Consider the following 15,547-nt stretch of genomic DNA (forward strand, 5'->3'; position numbering starts at 1 on the left):
CACAAAATCATCATGATCGGTGGATAGGAGGGACATACGTGGAACAAGTCATCGCACGTCAAAGGGGAACTGATTTCTCCTCGGTTGCCATTCGGCTATTCGGCTACTTCTTTATTGGTCTATTTGCAATCTTCTGTTTAGCGCCTTTTCTTCTTGTCCTTGGTACTTCGTTCACAGCAGAGAAATCGATCACATTACACGGCTACAATTTATGGCCCAGAGAGTTTAGTGCTTTTGCTTATAAAATTGTATTCGAGAATCCGGGAGTCATTATTGGCTCCTATGGGGTTACGCTTGGCATTACGATGATTGGAACAACCATTGGGCTGTTTATCGTAGCCATGACGGGTTATTCCTTACAGCGTCCTGATTTTCCTTATCGCAATCGGATCTCTTTCTTCATTTACTTTACAACGTTGTTTCAAGGCGGGGTTGTCCCCTTTTACTTAATCATGACGCAGTGGCTGCATCTGAAGGATAACTATTTGGCTGTCCTGCTGCCTGGACTGATGAGCCCTTTTCTCATTATTATGATGAAAAGCTTCGTAAGGTCCATCCCGCATGCGATAACGGAATCAGCCAAAATGGATGGAGCGGGTGATTTCAAGATTTTCACCAAGCTCATCCTGCCGATGACAACACCGGCGCTGGCCACCATTGGATTATTTATTGCTTTGGGTTATTGGAACGAATGGTACAATGCGATGTTGTTCCTATCACCCGATTTAAAGTATAGGCCGCTTCAATTGTTCCTTTATAACGTTGTAACAAGTGCCGACTTTATTAAAAACTCATCGGTCTCCTCCAATGTACAGCCTAGGGATATGCCGCTGGAGTCCATGAAGATGGCTACCGCTGTAGTTGCAACGGGACCGGTCATTCTATTTTATCCGATGGTGCAGAAATATTTCATCAAAGGTATTACCGTTGGTGCTGTAAAAGGCTGACGCAAACCATATACCAAAATGATTATGGGGAGGCAAATCCGTATGTTCAAGAGAAAAAAGAAAGCACTTAGTGTAGCTCTGGCAGCGACGCTTGCTGTAAGCTTGACGGCGTGCACCACACCTAGCAGTACAGGAACTAGCTCCACGGATAAAGCGGCAGCGACTGCTGCGGCAACGGGGACAGCAGCACCATCTGGGAAAATTGACACCTCCGAGTTCCAAACGATTTCGTACGTAATGTTGGGGGATAAACCGAAGAATGGTCAATTTGAAAAGGTGATGGAAAAGGTCAACGCCATTTTGAAGCAAAAAGCAAATGCGAAACTCGAAATTAAATGGGTTGAATGGGCCGATTGGCAAACCAAATATAATCTATTGCTAGCCTCTGGAGAACCCGTTGACTTGATCACGGTTGCAACAGATTGGTTGGATACGTGGCAGAATGCACAAAAAGGTGCTTTCCAGCCGCTGGATAAGCTGCTTCCTGTGTATGCGCCGTTAACTTGGAAGGAAGTACCGCCAGAGAACTGGGCTGAGACGAAGTACAAGAATCAGATCATGCTCATTCCTGAAGATCATTACACGCAGTGGGTTAATCACGGTTTCTTATATCGTGGCGATTGGGCCAAAGAGTTTGGGATCACAGCGCCAATTACAGATTGGAAGTCGATGGAGACCTATTTCCAAGGTGTCAAGGATAAGAAACCAGGCGTTGTTCCTTGGGATGCGAATGGTACGGCTGCAGGTAATATTGGCGGCTACATCAATTCCTACACAGATGCGATTGAACTTCCGATCAGTACAGGCCTCTTCGGTCTAGTCTACGGTAAATCATATGATGAGAAGTATAAAGCCTACAGCCCTGTTCTCGATGATACCTTCGTGAATTTTGCCAAACTCATGAAAGATTGGGGCGACAAAGGCTTCTGGCGCGAGGATGTGCTGAACTATAAGGGCGATAACCGTTCTGAGCTTGAGGCTGGTAAGTCAAGCGTTGATCAGCATCACACACAAACCTTCCTTGGTGAACGTATCAAAATGGATAAATTGCAGCCGGGCTCGGATCTCCAGTTCTTCCCATTCTCGGCTACACGCAACAATCTCGTATCCATGTCGATTACACACGGCGGAACTTCCATTGGTGCGAAAAGCAAGCATCCGGAACGCGCTCTGATGGTCTACGAGCTGATTCGTCAAGACCCGGAAGTGTATCGATTGATGAATTACGGCTTGGAAGGCGTACAGTACGTCGTCAAGGATGGCAAACGTTTCCGTCCAGATGGCTATGATGTGCAAAGAGACGATTTCTACTCCAATTTCTGGGGTGGACGCATCGATAAGAATGAAATTCCAGACGGTAATGATTGGTCAGGAAAAGGCGCACTTTATGCGTCCTATGACAAAATCAAGAAGCCATTTCCGTATGGCCGATTCGTTTTCGATAAGGGACCTGTGTCCAATGAGCTGACAGCGGTTACCCAAGTTGTGGGACAAATGGGACCTGCGATTCTTTATGGCAAAGCGGGTGACCCTGTCAAAGCGGTTGATGATTTCCGTGCGAAGCTGAAAACAGCAGGTTTTGATAAACTGATGGCTGAAGTCCAAAAACAATTGGATGCCTTCAAAGTAACTGTAGAGAGCAGCAAATAAGGATTAAGATATCGAAGGTCTGTTTCTGAACAGGCCTTCGATCTTTTACATTTTACGAAACGGGGAGTGTATTCTTGGAATCTATAACCGTCTATGATATTGCCCGAGAAGCGAACGTCTCCGTCGCGACGGTTTCCCGTGTTCTCAATGATACCGCACCCGTTCGAACGTCAACAAGGCAGAAGATAATGGCGATTATCGAAAAGCATAAGTTTCAGCCTAATGCGTTGGCACGCAGTCTGGTGAATAAGAAAACGGGTATGATTGGCGTGTTATTCCCAGATAGCAGCAACATGTTTTTCCCTGAGGTGTTCGGAGGGGCAGAGAGAGCTGCGATGAAGCTGGGATTTACACTCTTTCTATGTAATACATTCAGCAACTTTAGCAGAGAATCAGAATATTTAAATCTGCTTTGCGAAAGGCAGGTGGAAGGACTCATTTTCATGGGTGGACGTATAAATTCGCGTCATTGCCCCGAGTTGCTCGTCCAGGAAGTCATGGATATCCAGAAGAGAATTCCAATTGTCTTGATTAATGGCAGCCTTCCGGGTCATCCTTGTCATCGGGTGAAAACGGACGAATATGTGGGTACCCAGCTCATTATGCAGCACCTTATTGATCGCGGGCATCGAAGCATCGGCTTCTTGGGGGGAAGCGCTGACACGACAACAACGATGGAAAAGCTGCAAGCCTACAAAAGCACGCTAGGAGCGAATGATCTCTCTTTTCGCAAACAAATCGTACGCTTGGGAGACTTCTCTATGGAATGTGGCCGCAAACTGATGTATCAGTTCCTTACCATGCCAAATTGTCCAACGGCCTTTCTTTGTATTAACGATTATGTGGCCATTGGTGCTATGAAAGCGGTTATTTCACGCGGGCTGCGGATTCCTGAAGATATCGCGATTGCAGGATTTGATGACTCGCAATTGTCCTACGCTATGAATCCCGAGCTCACAACCGTTTCGCAGCATAGTGAACAGCTTGGCAGCCATGCGATAGCCATTTTATCGAAACTGATTCAGAAGGAAAAGGTGAAGAAGCTGACGGTTCTGGAGCCTAAGCTCATTGTTAGACAGAGTACATAAGACACCCATTAAATTAGATTTGGCTAGTTTCAAAGATTAGATGAATCCTATACAATATAACCGACAGGTATTGCCTGACGGTAGATTGTATAGGGTTTTTTCAGTTTTTGATAAGTAGGGGGCAAACGATGCAGTTTTTACAAAAATATATAACCATGCCTTGGTTTCGTAATCAACGAATTCGCTATAAAATTATCATGATTTATTTTCCGCTTATCTTCGTGCCTTTATTTGTACTAGGTTTTGTCTCGAATCAGGTGTACACGAATGCAATTGTCAAAAAGACGATTAAAAATGTTTCGGATAACTCGTCCCTGATTATTACGCGCATCACGGGCATGTTAACGAATGTAGAAAGCTGCGCCAATATGCTGACGATCAATCTCAACAAATTGATCGTGGAAGACCCGCAATCCCAGGGGGCAGCGGAAACGAGCTTACAGATGTACACGCAGATTACGAATCAGTTGAGCTTTGCCCTGCTTGTATTTCCCGATGTCCAATCGGCTGCGTTTATAGATGCGAATGGTCGGGTTTTTGGATCTAATCTCCTTATGGAACGCAACCGGGAGTTGATCGCGAGCAGTGAAATGCTTAAACAGGTTGACGCCTCCATAGGCAATAAAAATATTTGGTTTCCCATGCAGCAGCGTAATTACTTGACCCCTGATTCGCAAGAAATTGTCATGACGCTGGGTAAGCGGATTGTAAATATTTATACGGGACAACAGCTCGGTATGCTCGTACTGAATATCAAAGAAAGCTCCTTATCTGCGATTTATCAGAAAATCGGCTCCATCCAGGATGGCAGCTATTTTATTGTGAATGAGGGAGGTGTGGTTATTTCATCGCAGCATCCTGAGGATTTACTTCAGGAAGTTGCCGATCCAACGATGAAAAACTGGATTACTTCCAGTAAGGATACGTCGGATTTAACCTCTTTTCAACATGAGAAAACGCTTGTAGTAAGCTCCGATGTTCCAAGCTTTGGGTGGAAGCTTATCTCGATGGCTCCCCTAGAATCTTTAACCGCGGATACGCGTAAAATCACTATCCTTATTGTGCTTATTGGTTTGATCTGTTTATTTTTTGCTTTGCTTGGAGCGGGTATGCTTTCGCAGTTCATTGCCAAACCAATTATGGGGCTAACCAAACATATGAAGAAGGTCAAAGAAGGCAATCTGGACATTGAATTCCAGGTGAATTCAGAGGATGAGATTGGTTTATTGGCCTCTGGCTTCAATGCCATGATAAGGCGAGTTCAAGAGCTGCTGACGAATATTAATTTCGAGCAAAAGAAGAAGCGTGAATACGAGCTAGCGCTTATTCAGGCGCAAATTAAACCGCATTTTCTGTATAACACCTTAGATGTTATTTACACCTTGTCAGAAATGGGACGAACACGGGATGTACAGCGAACAACCAAAGCGTTGGCCGATTTCTATCGCGCAGCTCTGAGTAAAGGAAGAGAGACGATAACGATTGAAGAAGAAGTCCGCAATGTGAAGGATTATTTATCTATTCAGCGAATCCGTTATTCCGATGTGTTTACCTTTGAATTTGATATCCGGAGTGAGGTGCTCGGCGGTCTTATTCCGAAATTAACCATTCAACCTCTCGTTGAAAATGCGATCTACCATGGTCTTAAAACGAAAGGGAGCCTAGGTCTTTTGAAAGTAACAGGTGAAATTGTGGAGGGTAAAATCAAGATTATCGTCAGCGATGACGGTGTTGGCATGCTGCCGCAGCGGCTTGAGGCTCTTGTGAAGAAGCCGGAATCTCCGGAGCAAGCTGTTGGCTATGGGTTAAGGAACGTGAATGACCGTATACAGCTTTATTTTGGCGATGAGTATGGGTTACAAATTGAAAGTCAACTGGGACAGGGCACAGAAGTAACACTATGGCTCCCTTTTCAAAGTGAGGAAGGTTAAGATATGCAGAAAATATTAATTGTTGATGATGAATCCATTTTCCGAGAATACTTGCGTACGGCATTAGATTGGGAAGCTTATGGATTTGAAATATGCGCAGAAGCCAAAAATGGGGTCGAAGCGTTGGAACAAATAGACGTGCATCGTCCTGATATTGCCCTTGTGGATATTACCATGCCGTTTATGGATGGACTCGCGCTGACGGAGCAATTGAAGCAGCGATATCCAGCTACAAGCGTGGTGCTGATTACAGGCCATAACGAATTTGATTATGCTCGAAAAGCGCTTAAGCTTGGCGTTGAAGATTACATTCTGAAGCCGTTTTCGAAGGATGAATTGGTGCTGACGCTGCTTAAGCTTCAGAAAGAGCATCAGAAGGCACAAGAAGAGAAGTCGACATTGAAAGAAAATCAGCTTTTGATGAAGGAGAGCTTTCTTAATCATTTGCTAAGTGGTGATTTCAACCATGCCAATGAGGACACCAGTACAAGACTTCAGCAATTTGGGGAGTCCTTCGATTCCCTGTGCTTTGTGGTGGCGTGCATTGAGATTGATAACATGGATCTCAAATGGAACAAAGTGAGTGAACGTTTACTTTGGAAATATGCGGTGACGAACATTCTGAACGAGGCGCTGGAGGAAACGGAGAATCACTTGATTTTCAATGGGCCTGAGGGGCGCATTATTTGCTTGGTAGAGCACCAAGGGGATGGTGAGCTGGAAACACCTGCGTTAGGCGGTTATGAGAAATTATGTTTCCTGATCAAGAAATATTTGAAATTTACGATCACGGTCGGTGTTGGTCGGAGTCAAACCGGCTATCAGGGGATCCGTACTTCCTATTTGGAGGCGCTTGAAGCCTTGCAAAATAAGTTTGTGCTGGGGAATGATCGTGTTATCGCTTACGGATCAGGAGCTTTGGAATCAGGGACTCAAGCCTTCTATCCCACAGAAGTGAATGAAGAGCTGCTCGTTCAATTGCGTATGCAAAATGGGGAAAAGGTAGATGCTAAATTGGAGGAGATTTTCCAATCGATTCGAGAGCAGCGGTTATCCTTAGATTACACCTATGTCATAAGCATGGGACTTATTTCTATTTGTCTGTCTTATGTAACAGAAACGGGGCATCCGATTGAGGACTGCTTCGGGGAAGCCTTTTTTCCCTATAGTGAAATCAAACGTTTGGAATCCATTGATGCTACATCCATGTGGATCAAGGAATTGTTCAATCAAGCGATCCTTTATACAGGTAAGCACCGGAAGACCCGGTCGTCGAAAATTGCCCAATCCGCCAAAGAATATATCGAGCTTCATTACGGGGATCCCGAGCTGCAATTGGATCAAATTGCCCAGCAGGTGTTTATCAATCCTAGCTATCTCCGGGCTGTTTTCAAGAAAGAAATCGGCATGACGGTGACAGACTATGTTACGCATGTTCGTATGCATAAAGCGAAGGATTTACTCGGTAAAGGGAACATACGCCTTTCGGATATTGCCGAACAAATCGGCTTTAACGATCCTAGTTACTTTAGTAAAAGTTTCAAGAAATTTTTTGGTTATTCGCCTAGTGTGTATGAGAATAACCGCTTATAACGAAATTACCTAAATGTGCGGATTTTACAAGAACCCCTCGATTATTCCATTATCATAAGGGGTTTTTCCTTTTATACTCAGGTTGTAAAGAAGAGAAAGCACATGATGCCTGGGAGGTCCAACAAATGAAAAAAATGGGAGTCACTCTCGTAAGCTTGCTCGCGGCTACTAGCCTTGCAGCTTGCGGAACCACAAACACAACAAAAGATGCTGGTGCAACTAGCGCGCCAACGGCGGCAGCAACAGCAGCAGCCGTGAAGACGGATGCAAAGCCGGTCAAACTTAGAATTTATGCCCAGTACGCAGATGAAGATACGAAAACACCTTATGACTATGCGGTTGCGGAATTGAAAAAGGAAATGCCGAATGTTGAGCTAGAGCTCGATATTCAAGCGCAGGATGATGGCCAGAAGCTTAAGACTTATGCAGCTACAGGCAATCTGCCAGACATTTTCGGAGCAGGATTAGACATTATCGATACGTTTAAGAAATCCAATAATATTCTAGTTCTGGATGAGTACGTAACTAAATTTGGCTACAAAGACAAAATGCAGCCAAGCGCAATGAATACGCTGCTTACAGATGATGGTCATACTTACGCTTTCCCTTACGCTGGTAACGAGGTAGCTCTTCTTTATTACAACAAAGATTTGTTCCAACAAAATGGTGTGAAAGTGCCAACTACCTATGATGAAATGATGACGGCGGTTAAAACTTTCAATGGGAAAGGCATTACGCCACTTTCCATCTTCGCTAAAGAAAAATGGCCTTGCGTAGCCCTTTATGACATGTTCGTTTCACGCGCTGAACCAGCTGGTGTGACGAAGCTTGATAAAGGTCTTGCTAAAGCAGATGATGCTGCTTACAAAACAGCTGCAGAGAAAATCATCGAGCTGGTTAAAGCAGGCATGCTGCCAAAAGGCGCTACGAACTTGAACTACGATCAAGCAGCGGCGCTTTACCATGAAGGTAAAGCAGCGATGTTCATTAACGGTCAGTGGGAAATCGAAGCGGCTACGAAAGCGCTTGGTGACAAAGCGGGCTACATGTACCTTCCAGCTGCAGATGCAGCAGCCTATGAAAAAGGTAAAACAGCATTCAGCGGCAGCGGCGGTCCTGGTGGATATGCGGTATCTGCAAACACCAAGGATAAAGAGCTTGCAGCAAAAGTGGCATCCTTTATTTCCTTGAAGTATGCGGAGTACAAGTTCACAAACCGCAGCAATCCAATCGTAGCTACCAAAGTAGATAAGCCGATTGTGAAACAGTTCCCTCCTATGATGGAGCAGTTATCCAAAGATATTCCGAAAATGACGAGCACAACAGCTTTCTCATGGGGATTGTCGAATCCTAAGTTCAAAGCAGCGCTTGAAGATGCCACGCAAAACCTGATGACAGGTAATTATACAGCGGATCAATTCGTGAAAGATTTGAATAAAGCGGCAGTAACAGCGAAATAACCGAAGTTTCTATGGAAAAGGAGACTCACACTGGATCGCTCTGAGCCGGTGTGAGTTTTCTACTAAAAAAGGGAAGTGATGACATGCGCAAATTCATGGGAAATAAGGCGGCTATTATGCTTTTCACACTGCCGGCACTCCTTTTGTATACAGTTATTGTGTTTTATCCGATTTTGCAAACCTTCTATCGCAGTACATTCGAATGGGATGGATTAAGCGAAGGCACTTTTATTTTTCTGGATAACTACATTCGATTGTTTCAAGATAGTATTTTCTACACATCGCTTTACAACGGTTTCGTTTTTGCCTGTATTTTGGCTGTCGTGCAAATCGGGATCGGCTCCGTACTTGCTTTTGCCGTCGCAGAAGGGTTCAGAGGAAGCAAGTTTCTAAGAATTAGCTACTTCATTCCTGTGGTTCTTTCCATTACAGTAGTATGTCAGCTGTGGTTAGCGATGTATAACAGTGAGTATGGCTTGATTAATAAAGTCTTTGAAGCGCTCGGCATCACGTATCGTCAGGATTGGCTGACGAACAATAAAACAGCGATTTTCGCCATTGCGTTCGTGAATGCTTGGCAGTACATGGGTTACCAGTTTGCCTTGCTGTTGGCGGCTGTGAAGTCTGTTCCAGAGCAGTACCTAGAGGCTGCACGTATTGATGGAGCTTCCAAATTCAAAGCCCATATGGCGATTACAATCCCCATGCTGGCTGAGACGTATAAGTTTTGCCTCGTGCTGGCGATTACAGGTGGTTTGAATGCGTTCGCCAACATGTTTATTATGACCGGCGGGGGCCCAGGGAATTCTACGTACACATTGACCTATCTAATGTACCGCTCTGCTTTCCGCGTTGGTGAATTTGGCTATGGAAGCGCCGCGGCTGCTTTCCTGGTCATCGAATGCTTAATTGTGACTTTGGCTATTAACAAACTGATCGCAAGAGAACGGATTACATTTTAAGGGGGATGACAGATGAACGGAATATTCAAATTGCGTAAAAAGAATCCGCTCCTGGGCATCTTCTTGTGGGTATATGCGGGGTTGTCGGTGTATCCACTGCTGTGGATGGTCTTTTATTCGCTTAAAAATAACAATGAAATCTTCGTAACGAATCCATTCGGTTTCCCGACGCATCTACGATTCGAGAACTATGTGGATGCTTGGTCAAGGTTCAATGTTCCGGTCTACTTCAGCAACAGCTTGCTGGTAGCAGCGGCGACCGTTGTGGGCACAATTGCACTTTCGGTTACGTTCTCCTATGCCGTTGCCAGAATGCAATGGCGCTGGAAGGAAGCCGCTCGTATTTATGTCGTGATTGGGATGTTCATCCCCGTGCAAGTTATCATGATTCCACTGGCGATTCTCGTACGTGAGTTCCATCTGGCCAACACGTATTGGGCGCTGATCGTGCCTTATATTGCCTTCAATATATCTTTCTCCAGCATGGTATTCTATGGTTTTTTTCGCAGTATTCCGGTTGAGCTGGAAGAATCAGCTTGTATGGATGGTGCCAGCATTTACCGTACTTTCTATACGATCATATTGCCGATTATTAAACCTGCGATTGCAACGATGGTGATCTTCGTCTTCTTGTCGGCATGGAATGAATTTACAATGGCGTTAATTTTGATTACCAAGGAATCCTTGAAAACTTTGCCGCTCGGACTGCTCTTCTTCCAAGGTCAATTTACAACCAATTGGGGGGCTATGGGCGCGGCGATGACGATCGCGAGCTTGCCGACCGTGCTTGTGTATGTACTCTTTAGTGAGCAAGTGGAGAAAGCGTTGACCGTAGGGTCTGCTGTGAAAGGATAGTTCAGTTATTACTGGACAGAACGGAACCTATTATTATAGTATTATGAATCAATACAACTTCGAAGGCCGAAGCTGTTAAACTGCCTAAGGCAATTGGAGGGACCCGGTTACCCGAACTATATGATGAATCGTGCATCATTGTCTAAGCGTTGGCATATGGCAACTGTCTTATATGTCTCTTTTGTACTTATTATTTTATTGCCAATTTTCATTGTGACATGGTTCTCCGTGAGGTCATTCAATACGGTGTTGTTCGACAATGTAACTACACGTGCTATGCAAACACTAGAGCAAGTCTCCTATAACGTCGATAAGGAAACAAGTCGAATTATTAATACGGTCGCGACGATTGCTAATGATGAGAAAGTATTCGCAACAGCAACTAGCATCCATACGCAAGCTGTACGAGATCAACAAGCTAGTCATGAGGCCAGTAATGACCTGGATCATCAACTCAGCAACTATTTCCACTCGACATCGGACATCGTATCTGCTTTGTTTTTTTATCGCGATGAGGGAACGTATGCCTATAAACAAGGATTAGGTCTGCAAGAAGCGGAGCTCCGTCATGCGAATTGGTATCAACAAACACTGGCGAATGTCAATAAAGTGCAAATTTTCGGAGCTGAGGACAACAGATTGCCGGGAACAAGCGGTCATATGGAAATTACCGCATCGATTGCGCCTAAGTTTCCGACTTCATTTAATATGGTGGAAAGTGTTTATTTTGTTTTCCGTGGAAGCGTCCTTCAACAATTACTTCGTACCCAAGTATCCGAACCTGGGTACTTTCTTGTCGTTGCTCAGAACGGTGCGGTTGTTACGGGCAGCGATGATGAAATGATACAAAATAACCTATCCAGAAACACACTCCTACAGCAAGCTATGAATCAACCGACAGGAAACTATGTTGCCAATGAGAAAGGTAAACAGTCCTTTGTCATCTTTATGACGTCGGTACAGACAGGTTGGAAATATATCCACGTAATGCCCTATGATCAAATGCTTTCTCAAGTAAGGCACGTATACAATCGGACAATGCTTGTTTCAACGCTAGGGCTGCTCGTGTTTCTAATTGCCTCATGGATATGGGTAAGAAGTATGGCTAAGCCGATTCTAACGCTAGTTAAACAAATGAACAGAGTCAAGATGGGGAATTTCCAAGTTCAGATAGAGGCATCAGGACCTACAGAGATCTACGTTCTCGGCAATAGCTTTAACGAGATGACCCTGCGCATACAAGAGCTGATTCAGGAGAGGGAAAAGAAAGAAGCCGAACGATTGAATGCCGAAATGACGGCCTTACAATCACAGATTGGTCCTCATTTTCTGGTCAATACGCTGAATGCGATCAAGATTATGGCGTTGATGGTCAAAGCCCCCCAAATTCAGAAGATGACAGAGGCTCTTATGCATTTGGTATCCTCAGCCTTTAATCGAGGCGGCATTTACACGACAGTTGGAGAAGAATTGCTGCTGCTGAATGATTATTTTACGATCATGCGGATCCGTTACGGTGACAGGTTTGAGATCCAAACGGACTTGGATGAAGAGATTAAGGGTCTTTACATGCTTCGGCTATTACTGCAGCCACTGGTAGAGAACTCTATTGTTCATGGCTTTCATGGATTGGACCGAAAAGGAGTCATTCAAATTCAGGGGCATAAAGTCGGAGAACGCCACATTCAAATCATAATTAAAGATAATGGAAAAGGCTTTGAGGAAGATAGCGATCTAACTCGTAAAAAGCAAAGGCAAGAGACCTTTAACGGGATTGGTCTCCAGAACGTTCAGCAGCGGATCGATCTTCAATACGGCAGGGAGTTTGGACTTCGGGTAAAGAGCCAACCGGGAGAAGGTACTTATATCGAGCTGTTATTGCCGCTGCTTGTTAGTAAACCGGTATCTCAAGTGGCCATCATAGAAAAGGAGGGGTAGCCTTGTTCCGAGTTATCATCGTGGACGATGAGCCTTTAGTACGGATTGCTTTACGCGAACTCATTGCGTGGGAAGAACACAATTGCGAAGTGATTGCAGAAGCAGCGGACGGTGAAGAAGCATTGCGACTGGTTCAACAGGGGGATGGTGTTGACCTGATTGTCATGGATATTCACATGCCAACGATGGATGGCATCACCTGTCTAGAGGAGCTTCAAAAACTGGCCCTTCAACAGAAACCGCTGATCATTGTCCTTAGCGCATACTCGGAATATGACTATGTGCGTAAGGCGTTTTTACTCGGTGCGGTTGATTATATCGTTAAGACGCACATGGATGCTGAGCCTATGAATGCTGTCATTCGGGGAGCGGTAGCTCAACTAGTAGAGAGAATGCAGCAGGTTGAAATGGTTCAGCGGGAACAACTTGCGCAGCGGCAAAAGCTTCGAGAAACTGGACTCATATCCTTATTAAAAGGGATGGATGCTTCTTCTTTCATCGATGCGATGAGTGAAAAGCAGGAATGGACAGGGTCGGATATGAGCGAGCAAGTATTGGCTTGCATCCTAGTTGACGATACCAATGAAAGTCAAGCTATTGAATTACCTGATGATCAAACGGCCAGATATACACTGCACATGATACGGCAAGCAATGGAAGGAAGTTTTGCAGACATGGCTGTACTCTCTATGAGAGAAGGGGAGGTTGCACTTCTTCTGTTCATTCAGCGTTATTCGAGTAAAGGGCAGCTAAGTGTTAGAAATCAGGTGTCAGAAGGAATGGATCGTATTGTGAGCCACCTTAAGCAGTATGTAAACCTCTCGGTATCGATCGGAGTTTCCGATCTTACGCATAACTGGGAAGGTTGGTATGACGCATATCAGCAAGCTTATCAATTGGCGAGTATGCGGTATTTTGCAAAAGAAGGTAGAGTCTTTTATCCGGAACATGCGACGAGCACCTACCAATTAGAGGTAACCTCAGTAGAACAATGGGATCGCAAAGAATTGTTGCGAAGACTGGAAGCGGGGGAGCCGTGGCAGGAAGAGTTGAGCAAAGGTTTTCGTTACTGGAACACGCTGAAGACCAAGTCGGTTATGGACATTCAGAAAATGTATCAAAGTTTTCTATGGGAGCTGGGTGCGCTCCTTCACGCGAGAAATTTGGATTGGCAGGACGTCCTGGGGCAGGAGGGACCTCCTTATGAGCGGCTTCCTCGTATGCACAGAATGGCAGATGTGCATGAATGGCTTAACGGCTTGGTTAGCAGCCTAGCTTTCCAGCTGGATCCGCGACGTCTTGCTGTTCAATTAACGCCGCGTCTAGTAGACAAAGCCAAGACCTATATTGACTTACATTATAACGAGCCGATCTCTCTATCCAGTGTCTGTGAGTGGGTAGGCGTAAGCGAGAGTCATTTAAGTAAGCAATTCACCAAGGAAACAGGTGAAAATTTTATTGCTTATGTCACGAATATAAGAATTCAGAAAGCGATCCATATGATGTGGGGAGGTATGAAGCTGTTTGAAATTGCTGAGAAAGTAGGTTACCCGAATCAAGGGCATTTCAGCCGCATGTTCAAAAAGGTAACAGGGCGTACCCCGCAGCAATATCGCGAAGATTGTAGATTATAGTTGGTTAAGCACAAGAAATGCGCAAGTAAGCACAAGAATCGTCATGTTCTTAATGGTTGCCCCCTTTTACAATAAGAGATGTAAGCGCAAACAAGAAAAGTACATTTATGGAGGGGTAACAAGTATGACAAAGCGTTGGGTAAGTCCAATATTAGCGACCATGCTGACCATGTCGGTCATTTTGAGCGGCTGCGGAGCAGCTTCCGACAGTGCGAGCACGTCAGCGTCAAAGGAAAGTGAAAAGCCAAAGCAAGAAGCTAAGAGCGACAAAGTGACCATAAAGATGGCGATGTGGGACGTTAACGCTTCATTCATCGATTTCCTGACGGCCAAGGTAAAAGAGTATTCCAAAGTTGAATCGAATGTAAACGTAGAAGTCGAAGCATTCAAAAGTGATGGAGATTACTTGAAAGCCATGAAAGTTCGTCTTTCTGCTAACGAAATGCCCGATTTCTTCGAATTAAAGCCAAACTTTATTAACGACTTTAAATCGGAGCTGCTTCCACTAGATGATCTGAGCACAACTGCGAAGAACAAATATGCGAAAAAGTACGCTGTAGATGGCAAAGTGTTGGCTATGCCGACTGTACAATTCCCTGAGATGGTGTACTACCATCCGAGTATTTTCAAGGAGCTAGGATTGACAGTTCCAACGACATGGTCACAATTTTTGGACGTTTTGAACAAAATTAAAGAGAACAAAAAGTACATTCCTTATGCAATGGGAGGGAAAGACAGCTGGCCTGATTATCCATTCAATGAATTCATGCACCACCTCACATCCGGTGACGAAAGCTATTTGAGCAATCTAGCCACGCAGGAACATCCATTCTCAGAGGGCACTCCGTTCTACAAAGCTTATAGCAAAATCGAAACGCTCTATAATGCTAAGGTTATGGGACCCGATCCGCTTGGCGTAAGCTGGGATCAGGCTACTGGATTGTTCGAAAGCAAAAAAGCAGTCGTCGTAGCGGCAGGTTTATGGTATCTGGATACCTACCTTTCGAAAGTAGGAAATACAGATGACTTGGCTGCGTTCCCAATGCCGGTTCGCGACAGTGAAACAGATCCACTGACCGTGATGACATTTACGGATCACTTCTATGCAATCAACAAGAACAGCAAGCATACAGACGCAGTGAAAAAGTTCATGGAATGGTTCTATAGCCCAGCAGTTCACCAGGAATATGTAGATAAAGTGAAACTTGGAGCAGTTATTGATGGTGTTACGGCAAATGTGCCATTCTTGAATGATTTCTACAAGAACAACAAAATCACTCCTTTCTTATATGTGCCAGGCAACCAAAAGTACACGGATCTGATCAATGCGACACAATTGGATTGGAAAAACATCGGTCAGGATATGATGTCAGGCAAAAAGCTTAGCGACATTTCCAAGCAATTGGAAGATAAATGGGGAAAAGCCCGCGAAGCTAAGAAATAAAAAGGATTATGGATGGAATGACAGTAGGAAACGCTGAAAGCCATA

At 44.7% G+C, this 15,547-nt stretch carries 11 protein-coding genes; all 11 read left to right on the plus strand.

Annotated features, from left to right (window positions below; all coding sequences use genetic code 11):
- The first annotated feature begins 38 nt into the window (after positions 1–38).
- Positions 39–947: a carbohydrate ABC transporter permease gene (locus QFZ81_RS10520; protein WP_307602655.1), complete on the plus strand. Its 909-nt coding sequence runs from the start codon at positions 39–41 to the stop codon at positions 945–947.
- A 42-nt stretch (positions 948–989) separates the two neighbouring features.
- Positions 990–2,597 (plus strand): DUF3502 domain-containing protein, encoded by a 1,608-nt coding sequence (locus QFZ81_RS10525; RefSeq protein WP_307602657.1) that lies wholly within the window; start codon positions 990–992, stop codon positions 2,595–2,597.
- Between the two features lie 74 nt (positions 2,598–2,671).
- Positions 2,672–3,685 carry a LacI family DNA-binding transcriptional regulator gene (locus QFZ81_RS10530; protein ID WP_307602659.1) on the plus strand — a complete coding sequence of 338 codons (1,014 nt, stop codon included), beginning with the start codon at positions 2,672–2,674 and terminating at the stop codon, positions 3,683–3,685.
- A gap of 128 nt (positions 3,686–3,813) precedes the next feature.
- Positions 3,814–5,616, plus strand: coding sequence for a sensor histidine kinase (locus QFZ81_RS10535; protein WP_307444726.1), 1,803 nt, complete (start codon positions 3,814–3,816; stop codon positions 5,614–5,616).
- A 3-nt stretch (positions 5,617–5,619) separates the two neighbouring features.
- Positions 5,620–7,209, plus strand: a complete 1,590-nt coding sequence (locus QFZ81_RS10540) for a response regulator (protein ID WP_307602661.1) — start codon at positions 5,620–5,622, stop codon at positions 7,207–7,209.
- Between the two features lie 125 nt (positions 7,210–7,334).
- The gene (locus QFZ81_RS10545; protein ID WP_307602664.1) at positions 7,335–8,669 is read left to right on the plus strand and encodes an ABC transporter substrate-binding protein; all 1,335 of its coding nucleotides are present in this window, start codon (positions 7,335–7,337) and stop codon (positions 8,667–8,669) included.
- An 83-nt stretch (positions 8,670–8,752) separates the two neighbouring features.
- Positions 8,753–9,631 carry a carbohydrate ABC transporter permease gene (locus QFZ81_RS10550; protein ID WP_307444720.1) on the plus strand — a complete coding sequence of 293 codons (879 nt, stop codon included), beginning with the start codon at positions 8,753–8,755 and terminating at the stop codon, positions 9,629–9,631.
- Positions 9,632–9,643: 12 nt separating this feature from the next.
- Complete coding sequence (locus QFZ81_RS10555; RefSeq protein ID WP_307444718.1) at positions 9,644–10,486, plus strand: carbohydrate ABC transporter permease; 843 nt, start codon at positions 9,644–9,646, stop codon at positions 10,484–10,486.
- Between the two features lie 120 nt (positions 10,487–10,606).
- Positions 10,607–12,424 (plus strand): sensor histidine kinase, encoded by a 1,818-nt coding sequence (locus QFZ81_RS10560; protein ID WP_307444716.1) that lies wholly within the window; start codon positions 10,607–10,609, stop codon positions 12,422–12,424.
- Between the two features lie 2 nt (positions 12,425–12,426).
- Positions 12,427–14,058 (plus strand): response regulator, encoded by a 1,632-nt coding sequence (locus QFZ81_RS10565; RefSeq protein ID WP_307602666.1) that lies wholly within the window; start codon positions 12,427–12,429, stop codon positions 14,056–14,058.
- Positions 14,059–14,182: 124 nt separating this feature from the next.
- Positions 14,183–15,502, plus strand: coding sequence for an ABC transporter substrate-binding protein (locus tag QFZ81_RS10570; RefSeq protein ID WP_307602668.1), 1,320 nt, complete (start codon positions 14,183–14,185; stop codon positions 15,500–15,502).
- Positions 15,503–15,547 lie beyond the last annotated feature (45 nt).

Origin of the sequence: Paenibacillus sp. V4I9, assembly GCF_030817295.1 — a bacterium.
GTDB lineage: Bacteria > Bacillota > Bacilli > Paenibacillales > NBRC-103111 > Paenibacillus_E.

Bases quoted from the DNA above. Each gene is read 5' to 3' on its own strand.
- QFZ81_RS10560 (WP_307444716.1), top strand. From the start codon at position 10,607: ATGATGAATCGTGCATCATTGTCTAAGCGTTGGCATATGGCAACTGTC.
- QFZ81_RS10545 (WP_307602664.1), top strand. From the start codon at position 7,335: ATGAAAAAAATGGGAGTCACTCTCGTAAGCTTGCTCGCGGCTACTAGC.
- QFZ81_RS10525 (WP_307602657.1), top strand. From the start codon at position 990: ATGTTCAAGAGAAAAAAGAAAGCACTTAGTGTAGCTCTGGCAGCGACG.
- QFZ81_RS10535 (WP_307444726.1), top strand. From the start codon at position 3,814: ATGCAGTTTTTACAAAAATATATAACCATGCCTTGGTTTCGTAATCAA.
- QFZ81_RS10555 (WP_307444718.1), top strand. From the start codon at position 9,644: ATGAACGGAATATTCAAATTGCGTAAAAAGAATCCGCTCCTGGGCATC.
- QFZ81_RS10540 (WP_307602661.1), top strand. From the start codon at position 5,620: ATGCAGAAAATATTAATTGTTGATGATGAATCCATTTTCCGAGAATAC.
- QFZ81_RS10550 (WP_307444720.1), top strand. From the start codon at position 8,753: ATGCGCAAATTCATGGGAAATAAGGCGGCTATTATGCTTTTCACACTG.
- QFZ81_RS10570 (WP_307602668.1), top strand. From the start codon at position 14,183: ATGACAAAGCGTTGGGTAAGTCCAATATTAGCGACCATGCTGACCATG.